This is a genomic window from Nitrosopumilus sp. (assembly GCF_025698945.1).
Classification (GTDB): Archaea; Thermoproteota; Nitrososphaeria; order Nitrososphaerales; family Nitrosopumilaceae; genus Nitrosopumilus.
The window spans coordinates 1-17326 of record NZ_JAILWM010000005.1 but is presented as its reverse complement, the minus strand read 5'-3'; the positions used below and the strand labels follow the sequence as shown (position 1 = coordinate 17326).

Below are 17326 nucleotides of genomic sequence, written 5' to 3'. Positions count from 1 at the left end.
GAATACATTACTTACATGCGTTGCCAGTGGAACTATCAAAGAAAAAGATCGCAGATATTAGAAAAAAGATAGAACAGAAAAACTCTGTATTTGCAAAAAAGAGATATCTTGACTCTATGATATTGCCCTCTAAAATTATAGGACGAGAGGCAGAAACTGAGAAACTGCTAAACAACATACTAAGTCTCAGGGATGGTTTTGTAGTTCCACTTGTATCTGTTTATGGACGAAGTGGTTCTGGCAAGTCTACTGTTGTAAAATTTGTATGTGAGAATTTATTGGATTTAATCTCATTTAGATTTGTAAATCTACGAAAAGCAAAGACTGTCTTTGGCTGTGCCAATATGATTCTAGGAAATCTTGGCGAAGAGTTATTGTCAAGTGCACAGGGCTTGAACAAGGCAGTTGATTGCATGCAATCACAAATTGAAAAAATCATGAAACATGAAAGAAAAAAATATTTTGTATTAGTATTAGATGAGTATGATGTAGTGTTTTCTGACACTCGCAGTAATCCATCTGATTTTGTATACAAGCTGTTACAGATGGAGGAGAATCTACGCGAGAATGGATTTTGGATATGTATTGTTACAATATCAAACAATATGCTGCAAGGATATGATCTTGATGACAGAGTAAAATCCAGAATGGGATCTGCTGATGTCTCGTTTTTGCCCTATTCTAAATCAGACATTCTAGCTATTTTGCAAGACCGCGCAAAAAAGGCCTTTAGGGTATCTGTTCCAAAAGATGTGCTGGAATACTGTTCTTCTCTATCTTCCTCTGACCATGGAGATGCAAGACGTGCACTTGACTTGCTTAGAACTGCAGGTGAAATTTGTAATGGAAAAATTACAAAAGACGATGTTGACTCTGCTCAAAGGAATCTACAAAAAGACAGAGTTGATGAGATTGTAAGTTCCGCACCACACCACTTGAGGTGCGTGGCAGCTGCTATCTGCTCTCTTGCAATAATTAACCAAGAGTCATGGAGTGCAACATCTTCTATTTACAAGAAATATACTCATATTATATCAAAAACTGACAATCCTTTATCGTATCGACGTGTATCTGATTTGCTAGTTGAGCTTGAAAACTCTGGACTTTTGGCATCTCGTGCATACTCTCGTGGTAGGAATGGATATGGCAAAGAATACAAGCTGAAGGTGTCCCCTGAACTTGTAGGGCCTTCAATTGATTCAGAATGGTTTGCATCTGTGATGAACAAAAAAATCAGCCTTGATAGGGCAAAAAATCTTGAGAAACTATTGCCAAGAACAAGCCCTCTTAGGAAATATTCTAGGATGTTTTCTGATCTGTAGTTTTTAACACATTATCATACATTTTAATTAAATTTTGATAGAATAACGCCTCATTGTATTTTGATTTTAGTACTTGGTAACCTGCATTTCCCATTTCATCTGAGATGTTTTGATTTTTGATTAATTCTATAATTTTTTCAGCCCATTGTTTTTCATTATTTGGATCAATTAGAAATCCTGTCTTGGAATCTTGTATGATATCTGACATTGGTGGCATGTCTGATGCTATGACTGGTCTTTTTTGCTGCCATGCTTCCAATATTACAAGACCAAAGCCTTCTATGGTGCTAGGAAATAGCAATGCATTTGATTCTGCTAAGAGAATCTTTTTTTCATCTGCAGTTACATATCCTGTAAATTTGATATTGTTTTGCAGGTCTAACTTTGCAACAAGATTTTGCAGTGATGATCTGTGAGGGCCATCTCCTGCAATTATTAAAATAACATCAGGAAATTCTTTTGAAACTATTTTGAATGCTTTAATGATTACTTCAATGTTCTTGTAAAAGACAAGTCTTCCAAGATATGCCAATTGATTATTCTTTGGTTTGGCAATTATTACTTCTTCATCTCTTATGCAGTTTGGAATTACATGGATTGGTTTTCTTGTACCTAACTTTTCAATATCTGTTTTTGTTGCATCACTAACTGTATGAATGAGTCTAATCTTGAATCCCATCATTAGTTTTTCAAAGAATGGAATCAGTCTAGCGTTTGTATAAGATACATTTGATTGGCTTGCCCATTTTTTCCAAAACTCTTTATCGTAAATGGAAAAGATATCATGAATCGTAGTTATGTGAGGCACTTTGGTAAAATATGATAGTATGGAGCCTGCAAGGGCTGGTGAGAAGTTGTTTGAATGAATTATGTCTATATTATGATTTTTTATGATCTTTCTTCCTTGCTTGTAGGAATTTAGGACGTACTTGATATTGTCTGTAAATGATGGTGGAAGTCCTCCTTTGTAAGCTAGTTCTGGTTGTATGGTGATTATCTTAACATTCTCGGATTCTTGATATGTTTCGTCTTTGATTTTACTTGTAATTACCCATACTTTGTGGTTATTTTTTGCTAGGCTCTCTGCAATTGTTTTGAATACATACTCTCCACCTCCCTTTGTTGTAGAATAAAACTGTGAGAGGAGTAAAACATTCAATATTTTGCATTTAGACTGGAATCATAAGAGCATGTCGGTATGGCAAATTGTTATATTGTAAACTTTGAACCTTTCATCTAAATGATTACTCCTTCTGATCTGGAAAAATATGATCCAAGTGGTATGCATAAGGTGTATGATAGATGGCCACAGATTGCTAAAGAGGCATTCTATTCTGATATTGATGAGGTTTCATTGGAGAGAATTAATCATGTTGTTTTTGCAGGAATGGGAGGATCTGGTGCGATAGGGGATTTGTTTGCGTCAATTTTTTCTAAAACCAATTTTCATGTTACACTAGTCAAGGGATATTTACTTCCAAACACCATTGATAAAAATACACTTGTTGTAGTTACAAGTATTTCGGGAAATTCTAAAGAAACGCTAAACGTTTTAGAATCATCCATTAAAATGGACTGTCATACAATTGCATTCTCATCAGGGGGAAAAATAGAAGAAATTTGTTCTAAAAATAACATAAATTTTAGAAAAATTGAAAAAATTCATTCCCCTAGAGCCTCATTTGTAAAATATGTATACTCTATTCTCAAAGTGTTAAATAAAATATTGCCTATTTCAAAATTAGAAGTTGAGCAATCATTTATTCAACTCGAAAAAATTTGTAATGAAATTTCTTTTAGAAATTTATCTACCTCTAACGAATCGCTGAGAATTGCAACTTGGATAACTGGCATTCCTTTGATCTATTACCCATATGGATTACAATCTGTAGCAATTCGATTCAAATCTTCCTTACAAGAAAATGTAAAGATTCATGCAATAACTGAGGATATTATTGAGGCTTGTCATAACGGAATAGTTGCTTGGGAAACAAAATCTAATGTACAACCTATTTTGATTCAGGGTAAAGATGATTATGTGAAAACCAAGGAGAGATGGTCTATCGTAAAAAAATACTTTGATGAAAATAGTATTGAATACCTAGAAGTTCGCTCTGTAGATGGCCATATTTTTACAAAACTAATTTGCATGATCTATTTGCTAGACTGTTCATCAATTTTTAAGGCAGTTATGGACAAAACGGATCCTTCCCCAGTTAGATCTATTGATTATATTAAAAATAATCTCTAATCAGACTTTAACCAAGGAGTTGGATTTCTAGCTTTTTTTGAAATTGAGCCCCATTGTTTTTTATTTGCTAGATACCATTCTATTGCATCTTTAATTCCTTGGTTCAAAGGAATCTTTGGTTTCCATCTTAATTTTTTCTTTGTTAAATTTGTGTCTAATGAATACCGTTTATCTTTACCCGGTCTCTCTGGTACAAATTCAATCAAGTCTTCAGATTTTCCCATTAATTTTAAAATATTTTTCACAATTTTAAGATCGGTTATCTCATTTGGATCTGCTATGTGGTATATCTGATTACTTTTTCCTTGCTGTGCTACTTTTAGTAATGCATTGCAATGATCAAAAACATGAGTCCAATGTCTTGTAGTTTGACCATCTCCGTGTATTGGAATTTTCTCATTTCTTGATGCTGCAATTATTGTTTTTGGAATTAATTTCTCAGGAAATTGTCTTGGCCCATAATTATTTGTGCACCTTGTAATTATGGTGTCAAGCTCGTATGTTCTAGCGTATGCCTTTACAAGCATTTCAGCTGAAGCTTTTGTAGCTGAATAAGGATTTGAAGGACATAATGGGCTATTCTCTTTATTCATACCTGATAATGTCTCCCCAAAAACTTCATCAGTAGAAATCTGAATTAGTCTTACTTTTTTATTTTTTCTCAACGTTTCCAAAATGGTATGTACTCCCTGCACATTTGATTTTAGAAATGGCATAGAATTTTTAATACTTCTATCTACATGACTATGTGCAGCAAAATTAATAACACAATCTACTTTGGGTATTAATTTCTCAATGATTTTTTTATCACAAATATTCCCCTTCACGAATCTATAGTTTTTAGTTTTAATTCCTTGCAAATTCAAAGGATTTGACCCAATTAGCATTGCATCAAGATTAATGACGGATGCATTTTTTTTTGAATTTAAAAATTCAATTATAAAATTACTTCCTATAAAACCACAACCACCAGTAACTAAAATTTTCATAATTTTAAACTATTATTAATTGACATATTTACCTTTATTTTAAAATCGAATAAATATCGAATTATTTTTCATTAATTATTCTTCTTCATATTCATCTTGAGATATTGGTTTTATTTTTTCATTATAAATATCGATTATTGTTTCTTTGAATAATTCAAACAGAAAATAATATGAAATTGCAGCGAGCTCTTCATAGGATGTAGGTGGTTCATGTAATGGAATTTTTTTTACTCTTATAATTGGTCCTGTATCATACTCTTCATCCATGTAGTGAACTGTGACTCCCCAATTCATTTCCTTATTTTCAATTGCAACATTCCATTGGGAAATCCCTGGGCTTGCTTTATATTTTGGTAGTGGACCTGGATGAAAATTTACAAAACCTTTTTTTGGTTTTGACAAAAGTGGCTCTGTAATTTTTCTAGTATAAACATAACATATTCCTAGTTCAAAATCTGTATCTGGAGGATTGTCATATATTGTGTAAATTTCATGTTTTAAATTATTCTTGGTTAAAAATTTTTGAATTTTTTCTATATGTCTTGTTTTTGTATATACTCTAATCAATAATATCCACCTTATTTTAAAAATGATATGTTTTTTGAAATTTTATCATTTTTATATATAAAAATACAAAATTCAAATGGTAAGTAATCATGTTTTAAAACCACCCTTTTTGAGAATTTTTTTGCAATTTTGAAAACTTTTTCTGGTGAAGCATGAAAATTTGAAGGTTTTTTAAAATCAACATAAGTACTAAGAAAGTCTATTGCTATTCCTTTTTTTGAAATTTTAAGCATTTCTTTCATTAGTTTTTCTATGTATGAGTAACTCCCATTTTGATTTGTAGTTCCTATTGCAAATGCCCAATCAAATTTTTTTTTAAGTGGCTTTTTCTCTATATCTCTTACATCAAAATATGAATTCGGATGTTTACTTTTTGCAATATCAATAAATCTTTCATTAATATCAATTCCAGTATATTTTACATTAAACCTTTTTTTATTTAGGAAAGCAAGAAAATCACCATAGCCACATCCAATGTCAATTACACTTGAATTTTTTAAAACTCCAATTTTTGATACAGCATTAAATCTAATGTCTTGTTTACCTTTCATCCATCCAATTCCAGCAGGAGTTGTTCCATATTCCTCATGAAGCTTTGTATAATGCCTAATTATGGATTTGAAGGTTTTTGAATCCAATAAATTGGAAAACAAATATGGGCATAAGAGTTTTTCATATGATTTTGACCCTTTTATTTATTGAATTGGAAATATTCTCTGGATTTTTCTTTTTCATTAAATAGTAGATCTAAAATTGATAATTTTTCTATAAATAAATTACCTTTTTGATTGTAAATAGGATGTTTATAATCATGATATGTGATTTTTATATTTTCATTTTCAAATAATTGTTTATCAGCATCAAGATACGTTTTAGCTTTAGGTCCTGAAAGATATTCAGTGGCATTAAGCTTTTTACATATATTTAACAACAATTGACTTCTTTTACCATCTACATTCAAACTTGATGCCTTAACAAATTTAGTATCAATTTGTAAATATTGAGAACATTTTGTAATGAATTCAATATTAAAATCAGAAATATAATCCCAATTTTTTTCATACATCTCTATCAAAAATTTAATCTCGTTGACATTTTTGCCGTAGTTACTACGAAACATAGTCATATGTTTGGATTTCCAATTTTTTGTATTGTCTATTAATGCATCTTTAATTAATGTTTTTTGAGAAATTTCTTTTGTAGGTAGACTGATCCAAGTTTCTTTTTCATTTTGTTCTGAAATAATTTTCAACTTATTTCTCATTTGCCAATTTCTTTTTTCAAATTTTACATTATCAAAAAATATAAAAAAATCTGATTTGTTAATAATATCAAAATATCCTAACCATGGAAATAAGGCAGGTTGAATTATACTTACCACAATTTTTTCATTTTTAGTATAAGACAATTTCATTTTTGAAGTTTTAATAAATTTGAAATTATGTAATCTTGTTCTATTCTTTTAATAGTTGGATATAATGGTAATGTTAAGCATTCTCTATATGCATCCATAGTAGAAGAATAGTCTTTATCTTTAAAACCTAATTTTTTAAAATAACTGAATTTGTGAATTGGCTTATAATGTACCGTTGTAAATATTCCTTGGTTTATCAATTTTTCATGAACTTTATTTCTACTAATTCCAAAAGATTTGTTTATTTTTATTATGTATAGATGGTAGATATGATTTTTTCCAACATATGTTGATGGTGTTTCTATTCCTTTTACATTTTCTAATTTTTTATTATAGTATTTAGCAGCATTAATCCTTTTTGCTTCTAAATCTTTAATTCTTAATAATTGGGACAAACCTAAAGACGATCTAACCTCATCTAGTCTAAAATTATATCCAAAATCCTTCATATCATAAATCCATGGTTTATTTTTCATATGTCTCTCAATTAATGACTTAGATAAACCGTGATTCCTTGCTTGAGTGATTTTTTTTGAAATTATGTTTGAATCTGTAATTACCATTCCCCCTTCTATTGTCGTGATGTTTTTTGTTGGATAGAAACTAAAACATCCAGCAATACCAAATGTTCCTACATGTTTATTTTTGAAAAATGCCCCTAATGAATGAGCACAATCTTCAATAATTTTTATATTATTTTTTTTTCCAATTTTTATTATATCCATAATATTGCATACACTACCTGCAAAATGAACTGGGATTATGGCCTTTGTTTTATTAGTAATTTTTTCCTCAATAGATTTTATGGATATGTTTAATGTAGAATCAATATCTGCTGGAATGGGTGTTGCCCCACAATGTAGAACTGCATTTGCAGTTGCAATAAATGTTAAATCCGGAACAATAACCTCATCGCCTTTTTTGATATCTAATGCTTTAAGTGTTAAATGGATTGCCGAAGTTCCATTTGATACTCCCATTGAAAATTTACTTTTTGTAAAATAACCAAACTTAGATTCGAATTTTCTTAATCTTGGGCCATCTGTTAATTGAGGATCATCAAGTGCATTCAACATCATATGCTTATCTTTCCTTGAAATTGATGGAATGTATAATGGAATTTTCAATAATCATGAACATACGGTAAGGTGCTTATAACAATTTATTTTCTAATTATTTTTATAACCACATATCATTATCCTTTTATGATCGATACTGTTGTGATACCAGCAGCTGGATTAGGTGGCCGTCTAATACCTGTAACTAAAGAAATCCCTAAAATCATGTTACCTATATTTCAAAAAAATCCTGATAATACTTATTTAATAAAACCATTATTGGAAATACTTTTTGAAAATTTATATGATGTTGGAATACGAAATTACTGTATTATTGTGGGACGAGGAAAAGAGACCATAGAAAATCATCTTACTCCACATTATGAGTTTTTAGATTTTCTTAAAAAAAATGGTAACAATCAATATATAAAAATTTTAAACAATCTTTATAGAAAAATTGAAAAATCTTCAATTATTTGGAAAAGACAACATAAACAATTAGGCATTGGTCATACTGTATTATTAGCTAAGGACGTTGTTGGTGATAAACCTTTTTTATTTCATTTAGGTGATTTGTATCTTCCATCAAAATCATTCTATAAAAAATTGTTTGATGCTTATGAAAAATATTCTCCTCAAGGAATAATAGGATTAAAAAAAATTGATAATCCCAAACAATATGGAATTGCATATGGAAATAAAATATCAAAAAACGTCTATGCTGTTTCCAAAGTAATTGAAAAACCAAAAATTTCTACTTCTAATTTGGGATTATCTGGAATAAATATTTTTGATCATGATATATACAATGCAGCAAAAAAAACTAAACAAAGTAAAAAGGGTGAAATTGAATTAACGGATTGTGTTCAGACTATGATGAAAATGAACTATAAAATTCTTGGATTTAAACATAATTCTAAAGAAATTTGTATAGATATGGGAACTCCTACAAATTATTTTAAAGCTTTAAAATATTCATATAATACATTATCAAAAAAATACTAATTATTTTTTTTATTGTCAAATATTTTATCGATAACAAATGTAGGACGTGTTCTAATTTCATCTAATGTTCTCCACAAATATTCGCCTAAAATTCCAAGCATGATCATTTGTATTCCTCCAATAAAAGTGACTAAAATTATTGTAGATGTCCACCCTTCTATTGGTGTTTTACCTATAAACCAATTATAAAATACGATTCCTCCATAAACAAAAGAACCTATTGCAAAAATTCCTCCTAGAATAGGTAGTAATTTGATTGGGAGATAAGAAAATGCAATAAATGAATCAATAACTAATTTTATTTTTTTGCTTAAACTCCAACCTGAATTACCTTCTTCCCTTTTTTCTCTTACATATGGAATTGTTACATAATCGAATCCTAACCAAACAAGTAAATTCATTGTAGTTGTATTTTTTTCTGGTAAACGATTCAATTCATTTACAACTTGCCTATCTATTAAATAGAAATCAAAACCCCCTTTAGGGAAATTAGGAATTGCATATTTTTTTAATAAATTATAATAAATATTTGCAGTTATTTTAGATGTGATGGAATCATGGCGTTCTTTACGAACAGCTAAAACTATTTTGGAACCCTTTTCCCAGTACTTGATCATATCTAAAAATAATTCTGGAGGATCTTGCAAATCTGCACTAATCACACCAACACAATTACCTTCTGATATTTTTAATCCGGCTCTGATTGCTGAATGACCTCCAAAATTTCTAGAAAGTTTTACAACTTTAATTATTTCAGGAAATTTTTCCCTAAACTCTAGTAAATATTTTAATGAATTATCTTTTGAACCATCATCTACAAAAATTAATTCAAATTCATATTGAGAAATTTTATTTTTAAGATTTAGTAAACGTTGAATTGTCTTTGGCAAACTTGGTTCATTAAATACTGGAATAATTATTGATATTTTATTCACAATTTATCTAAAAATCTACTGTCATATTTAAATTAAAAAACAAAATTAATGATAATTTGTGAAATAACTTACGAATACCATTAAATGTAACTTAAAATATTTTACTTTATAACGTTGAATTCATGACATTATATTAGGTAAACACAATTGTTTCAAAAATCCTTCATAATAGTTTTAGTTTTTGTTTTGTTTTATACTGCTTTTATCGTATATTCTGACTTTGATGATTTTGTTAAAAGTATTTCATTATTTAAAATTGAATATCTATTTCCTGTATTTGGATTATTTTTATTAGGAAAATTCATCAAAAGCATTAGACAATTTTTTTTATTAAAAACTGCTAACATCTCAATTTCGTTTAAAAAAAATATTTTACTTTATATGTCTGGTCTTAGTATGACTGTAACTCCCGGTAGTTCTGGCGAAGTGATCAAATCTTATTTTTTAAAAAAAAAATTTAGATACGATTTATCTAAAAGCATTCCCGTCTTTATTCTTGAAAAATTTTATGATTTGACAAGCGTAATAATTATTATTTCTTTTACTCTTTTTTTTATCCAATCTATAGAAATTTTTATACTAATTTCATTTATGATAATTATATTAACATTAGTTTATTCATTTACTAAATCAAAATCTGTTTTCCTTTTTATTTCTAGAAAATTAAATAAAATAAATTTTTTTAAAAAATATATATTAATTTTTGATGAATCTAACCACTTATTTCAATTATTAACATCAAAAAAAAATTTAGCACAAAATTTATTTTTTACAATTCTTTCAATGATTGCAGATGCTATCGCCATCTTATTTATTTTTCAAGGTTTTAATGTAGATTTAAGTATAATTTTTACAACATTTGTTGCCTTTTCATCATATCTTCTTGGAATTATTACTTTTTTACCTGGAGGTATAGGAATCACTGAAATAAGTTTTGTTAGTTTATTAACTGACAAAGGAATTGAGTTATCTCTTGCAACATCCATTATGGTAATGTCTAGATTAATTGGTACTTGGTTTTTAACAATAGTTGGTTTTATATCTACAAAATTATTTTTCAAATAATATTTTAAAATTTTTTTAAACAAGATTAACATATTTTAAATACAGTATTATATTATTGATGTACTGTTACTCATAATATGACTTTTGATATTGTCCACATATTTTTATATTTTATTTTTGAATTTTTACTTTTTTTTACTAGCATACGTTTAATCTTCTTAATTACAAAAAACAGTCAAAAAGAAATTCATAAATCTGAATTAGTTACATTGTGGTTAATCAGTACAATCATACTTTCTATTAGTATTGCGTCCCTTTTTTCGTTTCTTCATTTCAATGGAGAATTACAATACATGTTATCTGCTTTAACAATATTGATAATTTCTCATATAGATAAAAAAATAAATTTAAAAAATTATTATAAAGAAATTTCTTCACTGGTTGTTTCTTTTATAGATAAATTTTTAAATTGGAAAGCTATTGTGGTATTTTCTCTTGTTTTGCCAGTTATATTATTTGTAATTAGACCTATTGATGAAGCTGATTCTTCTCAAGTATTAAATTACATGTTTGATTGGTTGTTAAATGAAACTAATCCGTATATTATAACTGCTAGAGGTCCAGGATATTGGGAACTTGCTTACCTTCCTTCATTAGTAATCACAAATAATGATTCATTTTTCTGGATAACTTCTTTCAAACCCTTTTTTATTATAGTAACTGTCTCTTATCTGGTTGGACGTGCTATAGGATTACCTAACCGTCTTAATTGGTTTACTGTATTTAGCTGTTCCATGTTTTTTATTTTATGGTTTAGAACTTCTGGAGTATCGACTTTAAAAGCTGATCTACTTCTAGGTGCAGGTGTAATACTTTTTGCTTTTGCAATTTTAAGAGTTATGCGCGGTGACTTTAACAGAACTAGTCTGGTTTTCTTTTTGTCTGGAATAATTTTTGTACTTGCAAAATGGAATGGTCTTGCAATTTTATTTTGCTCAATAATTTTATTAATTTTATTTAATAAAAACAAAATTTTATTTGAACATAAAAAGTTTCTACTAATAATTCCTATAGGTATAGCTGTCGTATTTCTGACCAGTGGTCATTATTATGTAGAAAATCTGATAGAATTTGGTCATCCTTTAGCCAGCACTATGTTTGAAACTCGTTCTGACTATGTTTTTAAAGATTTGGCAAATACATCCATCTTTTCTAATTTAAATAATGAAAAAATGTATGAATATCTATTATATTATGAACCAAACATTAAACGAGCAGGCTTTCTATTTTCTGCAATAGTTTTATTCGGATTTATTGGCACATTGGGAACTCTCTTTTACTTTACTAGATTTTATTTTAAAACAAAACATTTTGAATCAAACATCCTCTTTTTGTCAATTTTTATTTTACTAGGATGGTTGATATTTTTAATTACTCCACTTAGTGCTGGTCCCAAACCTGATGACTTCTGGCACATAGAAACTTTTAACACATTAAGATATGCAGTAGGAACAATTATTCTTACAGAGGTTTTCTTTGTTTATTTTTTGTGGAAAATACGAATTCCACAATTAATTATTTTTGGCATAATTTCAATTAATCTTGTATCTAGACTAGTTAGTTTTTACTGGCAAATCTACCCATACCTTGACTTATCTTTCATAATTTATCCAATAATTGTTTCAATCATTATTTTGTTATTAAAAAATTCTTTATCTTCTAAAGCAAAAGTTTCAATTATTATTTCGCTTATGTTTTTAATTTTTGTATTTGCACCTACTCTAGTTGATCAACAAAGAGACACATGGCATTGGTATTGGAATGATGTGATTATGGAAGTATATTATCTCCCGTCCTCAACAATTGCATTACTTGAAGAACCTCCTAGGCCTTGGTCTTTACCTCCTAAACATCCATTTTATGGAAATAATTTTCAACATACTGTAATTCATCATACAGAAGAAAGTTTATTGGAAATATTGCAAGAATCTGACAATTTAGAAACAAAAGAACTTCTTCCTGACTATATTGTAATATTGTGTAACAAACATCTTTCATGTAATGATCATAGTTTTGAGATGAGTTTAGAATTTTCCATTTATAGTTATAAAGAAATCTTTTTAGGTAAACGTGGAATAATATTAGCATCAATTGAAAATTTTGAAAAATAATTACATAGTCCATTTTTCATATATAAAAAAATTATTTCTATAGTTTTTGGCGAATCATTTTGTATATCTGTATTTTACTATTAATCCCCATACAATGTCTCCTACACCTTAACTCTGATTTCCATTTCTTGGCATAAGACAAAATAGCATTTTTTCGTTATTGAGCCAAAGTTGAATACGATTCTATTAATTTACATATTTCTATTTTTCTAATTAAGACTTAATTCCTTTTATTAAATCATCTATTTTTAGATGTAATTTCCTTTTACAAGAAATGCTAAAATGTAATAAAAAAACATCTCAATTGACTAAATTGATTTTCGTTCCATTGGTAAATTTGTGGGAAAAAAGATCTCTTATTTTCTATTTCTCAGTATTGAATATTAAAATGAGATACAAAGGAACCTATTTGGGTTTACTTTGGTCTGTATTAGAACCTCTTTTTATTTTCTTGATTCTATATGTTGTATTTACTAGCATTAAAGATGTCAGTAAACAAGATGATTTTGCAATATATCTTATATTTGGAGTTTTCCTCTACCATTTATTCATACGAGGAAGTATGAATGGATTAGTAAGTCTGAAAGTTAATAGTAATATTTTGACTTTTATGAATATACAAAAAGAATTTTTTCCTGTAGTCAACACGGGTTCTGTATTACTATTAATGTTTGTACAACTAACTGTATTCTTTATCTTAGTGCCAATTTTTAATTTTTCACTAAGCTGGACAATTGTTTTCTTGCCATTTCTTATGGCGCTATTTCTTACACTAGTCTTGGGAATATCATATATCCTTTCAATCACATATGTGTTTTTCAAAGATATTCACCCTATTTGGGGGGTTCTTACTTATTCGTTGATCTTTATATCACCTGTATTTTGGTATATTCAAGATGCAAATGGAATATTACTTGAAATTCATAAAATAAATCCTCTTGGGCAATTAATTGAATTAGGTCACAAAATTATCTTTGGAATTGTTCCTACCTTTGAAGAATGGATTTACACTACTTCAATAGTATTTGGTATTTTATTCTTAGGCTATACAATTTTCCAAAAGTATGAAAATAAGGTATCTGAAAAACTATAGTGACATTATGGATTCTATAATTTTAAAAAATGTTACAAAAACATTTTCTGTAAGAAATAGTGAAAACACAGGAAACAAAAAATTAACCGCACTTGAAAATATTTCTTTTAATGTTCCTAAAGGACAAATGGTAGGAATAATTGGAAAAAATGGAAGTGGTAAAACTACCCTGCTTCGTACAATCTCTGGAATTTATCCTTCTGATTCAGGCTCAATTTCTGTTAGGGGAAAACTATCACCGTTATTACAAATAGGTACAGGGTTTCATGGAGATTTAATTGCTAGTGAAAATATTATGATATATGGTCTATTGTTAGGATTAAGAAAATCTGAAATTAAATTAAAAATTAATGAAATTATTCACTTTGCTGAGCTAGACAAATTCACTAACATGAAATTGAAAAATTATTCATTAGGAATGCGCTCTAGACTTGCTTTTTCTACTGCAATGCATATAGATCCTGATATTTTAGTTGTGGATGAAGTTTTATCCGTTGGAGATATCTCGTTTAGAAAAAAAAGTTTTGATGCATTTATTTCATTTAAAAAACGTGGTAAAACTATCTTGTTTTCTTCCCATAATTTAGATATGGTTTCAAAATTATGTGATAGAGTAATTTTTCTTGATAAAGGGAGACTCATTCATGATGGTAAACCTAAGGAAATTATTAAAAAATATGAAGATTATTTTTGATTGAGAATTATATTTTTTAAAAGAATTAATAATACTAATTTTCAATTTTGTTTGATGCTTTCTAAACAACCTGTATGTTTGCATTTTCACATCTTTAAGAATGCTGGAACTACTATAGATTGGATATTAAAAAAGAATTTTTCAAAAAATCATTTGACTATGGATGATCAAGCAACAAACCCTGCTGAAATTTTTAATTGGGAAAATATTTTAAATTTTTTACAAAAACATTCTGATGTACAAGCGTTTTCTAGTCATATTATTAGATTTCCAATACCTGAAAAATCATCTTTTCATTTTTTGCCAATGGTTTTCATCAGACATCCTATAGATAGAGCATTTTCTGTGTACAGCTTTAAAAAAAGAGATTCAGATAATTCTATTGCAACTATTATTGCGAAAACTGGTACTTTAAAAGAATTTGTTAATTGGAGTTTAAGTCTAAAAAAATACGCTGTAATGAAAAACTTTCAGGTATTGTATCTTTCCAAATCATCATATGATAATAATCCTATCACATTAGAGGATTATCATTTAGCACTTAAAAGACTCCAAAATTGTACTGTTTTGGGTATTGTTGATAGATTAGATGAAAGTTTAGTTGTTGCAGAAGAAGAATTAAAAAAATTCTTCCCAAAAATTGACCTTTCTTATAAAAGCCAAAATGTTAGTCATGATCGAAAGAATACTTTAGAAGAAAGAATAAATGACGGACGAAAAAAAATTGGTGAAAATCTTTTCGATAAATTATTATCTTTTAATAAATATGATTTAGAATTATATAATTTTGGAAATGATGAACTTAATCAAAAAATTCAAAAAATACATGATTTTAATAATAAATTAATTGATTTTAGAAATAGATGTCAAAAATTAAATTAGTTTTTTAATATGTATTTTCTTATAAAATCATGTCCTCTAGAATCCATGTCTTGGTATCAGCTATGCCAAAAAGTGGATCTACTTGGTTAACAAAACTCATTGAAAATTTACCTACAATGAATCTGGTACAGTTGGTTCCTTCTCATGACAGACGTGAACAAGAACTCTCTATTGATTTTCTTGAACGTTTTAATGATATTAATTATGTCTCTCATCAACATACCAGATTTTCAAAAGCAACAAAAACATATTTGGAAAAATTTTCAATAAAACCTGTAATAATTGTAAGAAATATTTTTGATGTAGTAGAAAGCTTTTATGATCATTTTAAACTATTTGGAACCCCAATTCCTATGGCATTTGTTCCTGAAGATATTTTGAAATGGGATAAGATTAAGGCATTTGAATTTATTGTAGATATGATCATACCATGGTATTTCAATTTTTATTGTTCTTGGGAAATTTACGATCAAAAATTTCTCATCACATATGAAGAACTCAAAAATAATCCTAAACACGTTTTATCTGCAATAACAGAATTTGCAAAAATTCCATGTACTATTAATGACATCGAATTGTCTGTTGAGAAAACATCTCAACAACCTACAAGAAGAAATGTATGTATCTCTGGAAGAGGTACTAATTTACCAGAACACCTTAAAAAAAGAATTTATGAATTTTCAGAATATTATCCAAATTCAGATTTTTCTTTATTAGGCTTAATCAAAAAATGATTATATTTGTATACTTTTCTGTTTTCATTCAAAACTATTTGTATGGTTCATATAATTAAAATACAAATCAAAAATAAATTAAATAATGGAAGAAAAATACAAAAAATTCCTTGAAAATTTAACCAAAAAGACTGAACACCAGAATTTAAGTCTAAAATTTACCGGTGAACGATTTGTACCCTTTTGTCCTGAACTGGCAAATTTATTTCAAGAACATATTATTCGTTATATGTTCTCATGCCAATTTATTAAAAATAAAATTGTTTTAGATGCAGGATGTGGGACTGGATATGGATCTTATTTACTTGCACAAAAAGGAGCAAAATCTGTACTGGGTATAGATACATCTAAAGAAGCAATTACTTTCTGTAAAAATAATTTCAAAATAAACAATGTCCAATTTAAAGAAGATGACTGTACTAACCCAAAAGTATCTGATTCTAGCATTGATGTTGTAATAGCATTTGAAATTTTAGAACATTTAAAAAATCCAGAACAATTTTTGTCACATGCTAAAAGAATTTTAAAAAATAATGGTTTACTTATTTTATCAACTCCTAACAAAAAAACTTACAATTCTGTAAACCCCTTCCATGAAAAAGAATATTCTAGAGAAGAACTAGAAGAATTTCTAAAAACTAAATTCGAATACGTTTCAATTTTTCATCAATCTTATCCCTCAACACTTGCAATTTTTGATTCAAAAAGTAATTCCACTATTCAAGAATTAGATGTTGAAGGAACAAAATCTGATCAAAATGATTCTGCATTATATTTTTTGGCAATTTGTTCTGATTCTAAATTACCTCATTACTCTAGTAAATTATTTTTATTTGATGAAGATACAATTCTCTTAAAAAATTTTCCTATTCTACAAAAACAAGTACGTTTACTTGATAATGAATTAACTGAAAGAGATGCAACTTATTCTCAATTAAAAAAAGAATTTGAAGAACGTTCTAAATGGGCTTTAGATCTAAACAATGAAATCGAAGAAAGAAAAAAACAAATTATACATTATCAAAATGAATCACAACAAAAAGATACATTATTAGAACAATTACAAGCTGATCTCAAAGAAAAAGATACATTATTAGAACAATTACAAGCTGATCTCAAAGAAAAAGATACATTATTAGAACAATTACAAGCTGATCTCAAAGAAAAAGATACATTATTAGAACAATTACAAGCTGATCTCAAAGA

17 protein-coding genes are annotated in these 17326 nt (G+C 28.1%); 10 read left to right on the top strand and 7 right to left on the bottom strand.

All coding sequences use genetic code 11. The features are described 5' to 3' along the window. The first annotated feature begins 26 nt into the window (after positions 1-26). On the top strand, positions 27-1322 hold the full coding sequence (locus K5790_RS09640) for an AAA family ATPase (RefSeq protein ID WP_297594566.1): 1296 nt from the start codon (positions 27-29) through the stop codon (positions 1320-1322). Here K5790_RS09640 and K5790_RS09635 read toward each other — a convergent pair. Next, a complete protein-coding gene (locus K5790_RS09635) occupies positions 1300-2481 on the bottom strand; it encodes a glycosyltransferase family 4 protein (protein ID WP_297594565.1) in 1182 nt (393 codons plus the stop codon). The two genes, K5790_RS09640 and K5790_RS09635, sit on opposite strands and share 23 nt — an antisense overlap. Positions 2482-2562: 81 nt before the next feature. Between K5790_RS09635 and K5790_RS09630 the strand changes: the two genes are divergently transcribed. Continuing rightward, on the top strand, positions 2563-3573 hold the full coding sequence (locus K5790_RS09630) for an SIS domain-containing protein (protein ID WP_297594564.1): 1011 nt from the start codon (positions 2563-2565) through the stop codon (positions 3571-3573). Here K5790_RS09630 and rfbB read toward each other — a convergent pair. From rfbB to K5790_RS09605, 5 genes are all read right to left on the bottom strand, one after another. Beyond that, on the bottom strand, positions 3570-4562 hold the full coding sequence (rfbB, locus tag K5790_RS09625) for a dTDP-glucose 4,6-dehydratase (protein WP_297594563.1): 993 nt from the start codon (positions 4560-4562) through the stop codon (positions 3570-3572). The genes K5790_RS09630 and rfbB overlap by 4 nt on opposite strands. Positions 4563-4637: 75 nt before the next feature. Beyond that, positions 4638-5129, bottom strand: a complete 492-nt coding sequence (locus K5790_RS09620; protein ID WP_297594562.1) for a formyltransferase family protein — start codon at positions 5127-5129, stop codon at positions 4638-4640. 11 nt (positions 5130-5140) lie between these two features. Continuing rightward, positions 5141-5680, bottom strand: coding sequence for a class I SAM-dependent methyltransferase (locus tag K5790_RS09615; protein WP_297594561.1), 540 nt, complete (start codon positions 5678-5680; stop codon positions 5141-5143). A 140-nt stretch (positions 5681-5820) separates the two neighbouring features. Continuing rightward, positions 5821-6537, bottom strand: coding sequence for a WbqC family protein (locus K5790_RS09610; protein ID WP_297594560.1), 717 nt, complete (start codon positions 6535-6537; stop codon positions 5821-5823). A 2-nt stretch (positions 6538-6539) separates the two neighbouring features. Further along, positions 6540-7670 carry a DegT/DnrJ/EryC1/StrS aminotransferase family protein gene (locus tag K5790_RS09605; protein ID WP_297594559.1) on the bottom strand — a complete coding sequence of 377 codons (1131 nt, stop codon included), beginning with the start codon at positions 7668-7670 and terminating at the stop codon, positions 6540-6542. Positions 7671-7748: 78 nt separating this feature from the next. Between K5790_RS09605 and K5790_RS09600 the strand changes: the two genes are divergently transcribed. After that, positions 7749-8606, top strand: coding sequence for a sugar phosphate nucleotidyltransferase (locus tag K5790_RS09600; RefSeq protein ID WP_297594558.1), 858 nt, complete (start codon positions 7749-7751; stop codon positions 8604-8606). On the opposite strand, the gene K5790_RS09595 is transcribed toward K5790_RS09600, so the two are convergent. Further along, positions 8603-9541 carry a glycosyltransferase family 2 protein gene (locus tag K5790_RS09595; protein WP_297594557.1) on the bottom strand — a complete coding sequence of 313 codons (939 nt, stop codon included), beginning with the start codon at positions 9539-9541 and terminating at the stop codon, positions 8603-8605. The genes K5790_RS09600 and K5790_RS09595 overlap by 4 nt on opposite strands. A 147-nt stretch (positions 9542-9688) precedes the next feature. Here K5790_RS09595 and K5790_RS09590 point away from each other — a divergent pair, with 147 nt between their 5' ends. From K5790_RS09590 to K5790_RS09560, 7 genes are all read left to right on the top strand, one after another. After that, positions 9689-10606 (top strand): lysylphosphatidylglycerol synthase transmembrane domain-containing protein, encoded by a 918-nt coding sequence (locus tag K5790_RS09590; RefSeq protein WP_297594556.1) that lies wholly within the window; start codon positions 9689-9691, stop codon positions 10604-10606. 77 nt (positions 10607-10683) lie between these two features. After that, positions 10684-12717 (top strand): hypothetical protein, encoded by a 2034-nt coding sequence (locus K5790_RS09585; protein ID WP_297594555.1) that lies wholly within the window; start codon positions 10684-10686, stop codon positions 12715-12717. Between the two features lie 274 nt (positions 12718-12991). After that, entirely contained in the window at positions 12992-13810 is an 819-nt protein-coding gene (locus K5790_RS09580) for an ABC transporter permease (protein ID WP_367182889.1), read from the top strand. 7 nt (positions 13811-13817) lie between these two features. After that, positions 13818-14504, top strand: a complete 687-nt coding sequence (locus K5790_RS09575) for an ABC transporter ATP-binding protein (RefSeq protein WP_297594554.1) — start codon at positions 13818-13820, stop codon at positions 14502-14504. Positions 14505-14558: 54 nt separating this feature from the next. Continuing rightward, positions 14559-15386 carry a sulfotransferase family 2 domain-containing protein gene (locus K5790_RS09570; RefSeq protein ID WP_297594553.1) on the top strand — a complete coding sequence of 276 codons (828 nt, stop codon included), beginning with the start codon at positions 14559-14561 and terminating at the stop codon, positions 15384-15386. Between the two features lie 29 nt (positions 15387-15415). Next, positions 15416-16120: a sulfotransferase domain-containing protein gene (locus K5790_RS09565; RefSeq protein WP_297594552.1), complete on the top strand. Its 705-nt coding sequence runs from the start codon at positions 15416-15418 to the stop codon at positions 16118-16120. Positions 16121-16205: 85 nt separating this feature from the next. Then, positions 16206-17326 (top strand): methyltransferase domain-containing protein (locus tag K5790_RS09560; protein WP_297594551.1); only part of this gene is annotated, 1121 nt, incomplete at its 3' end.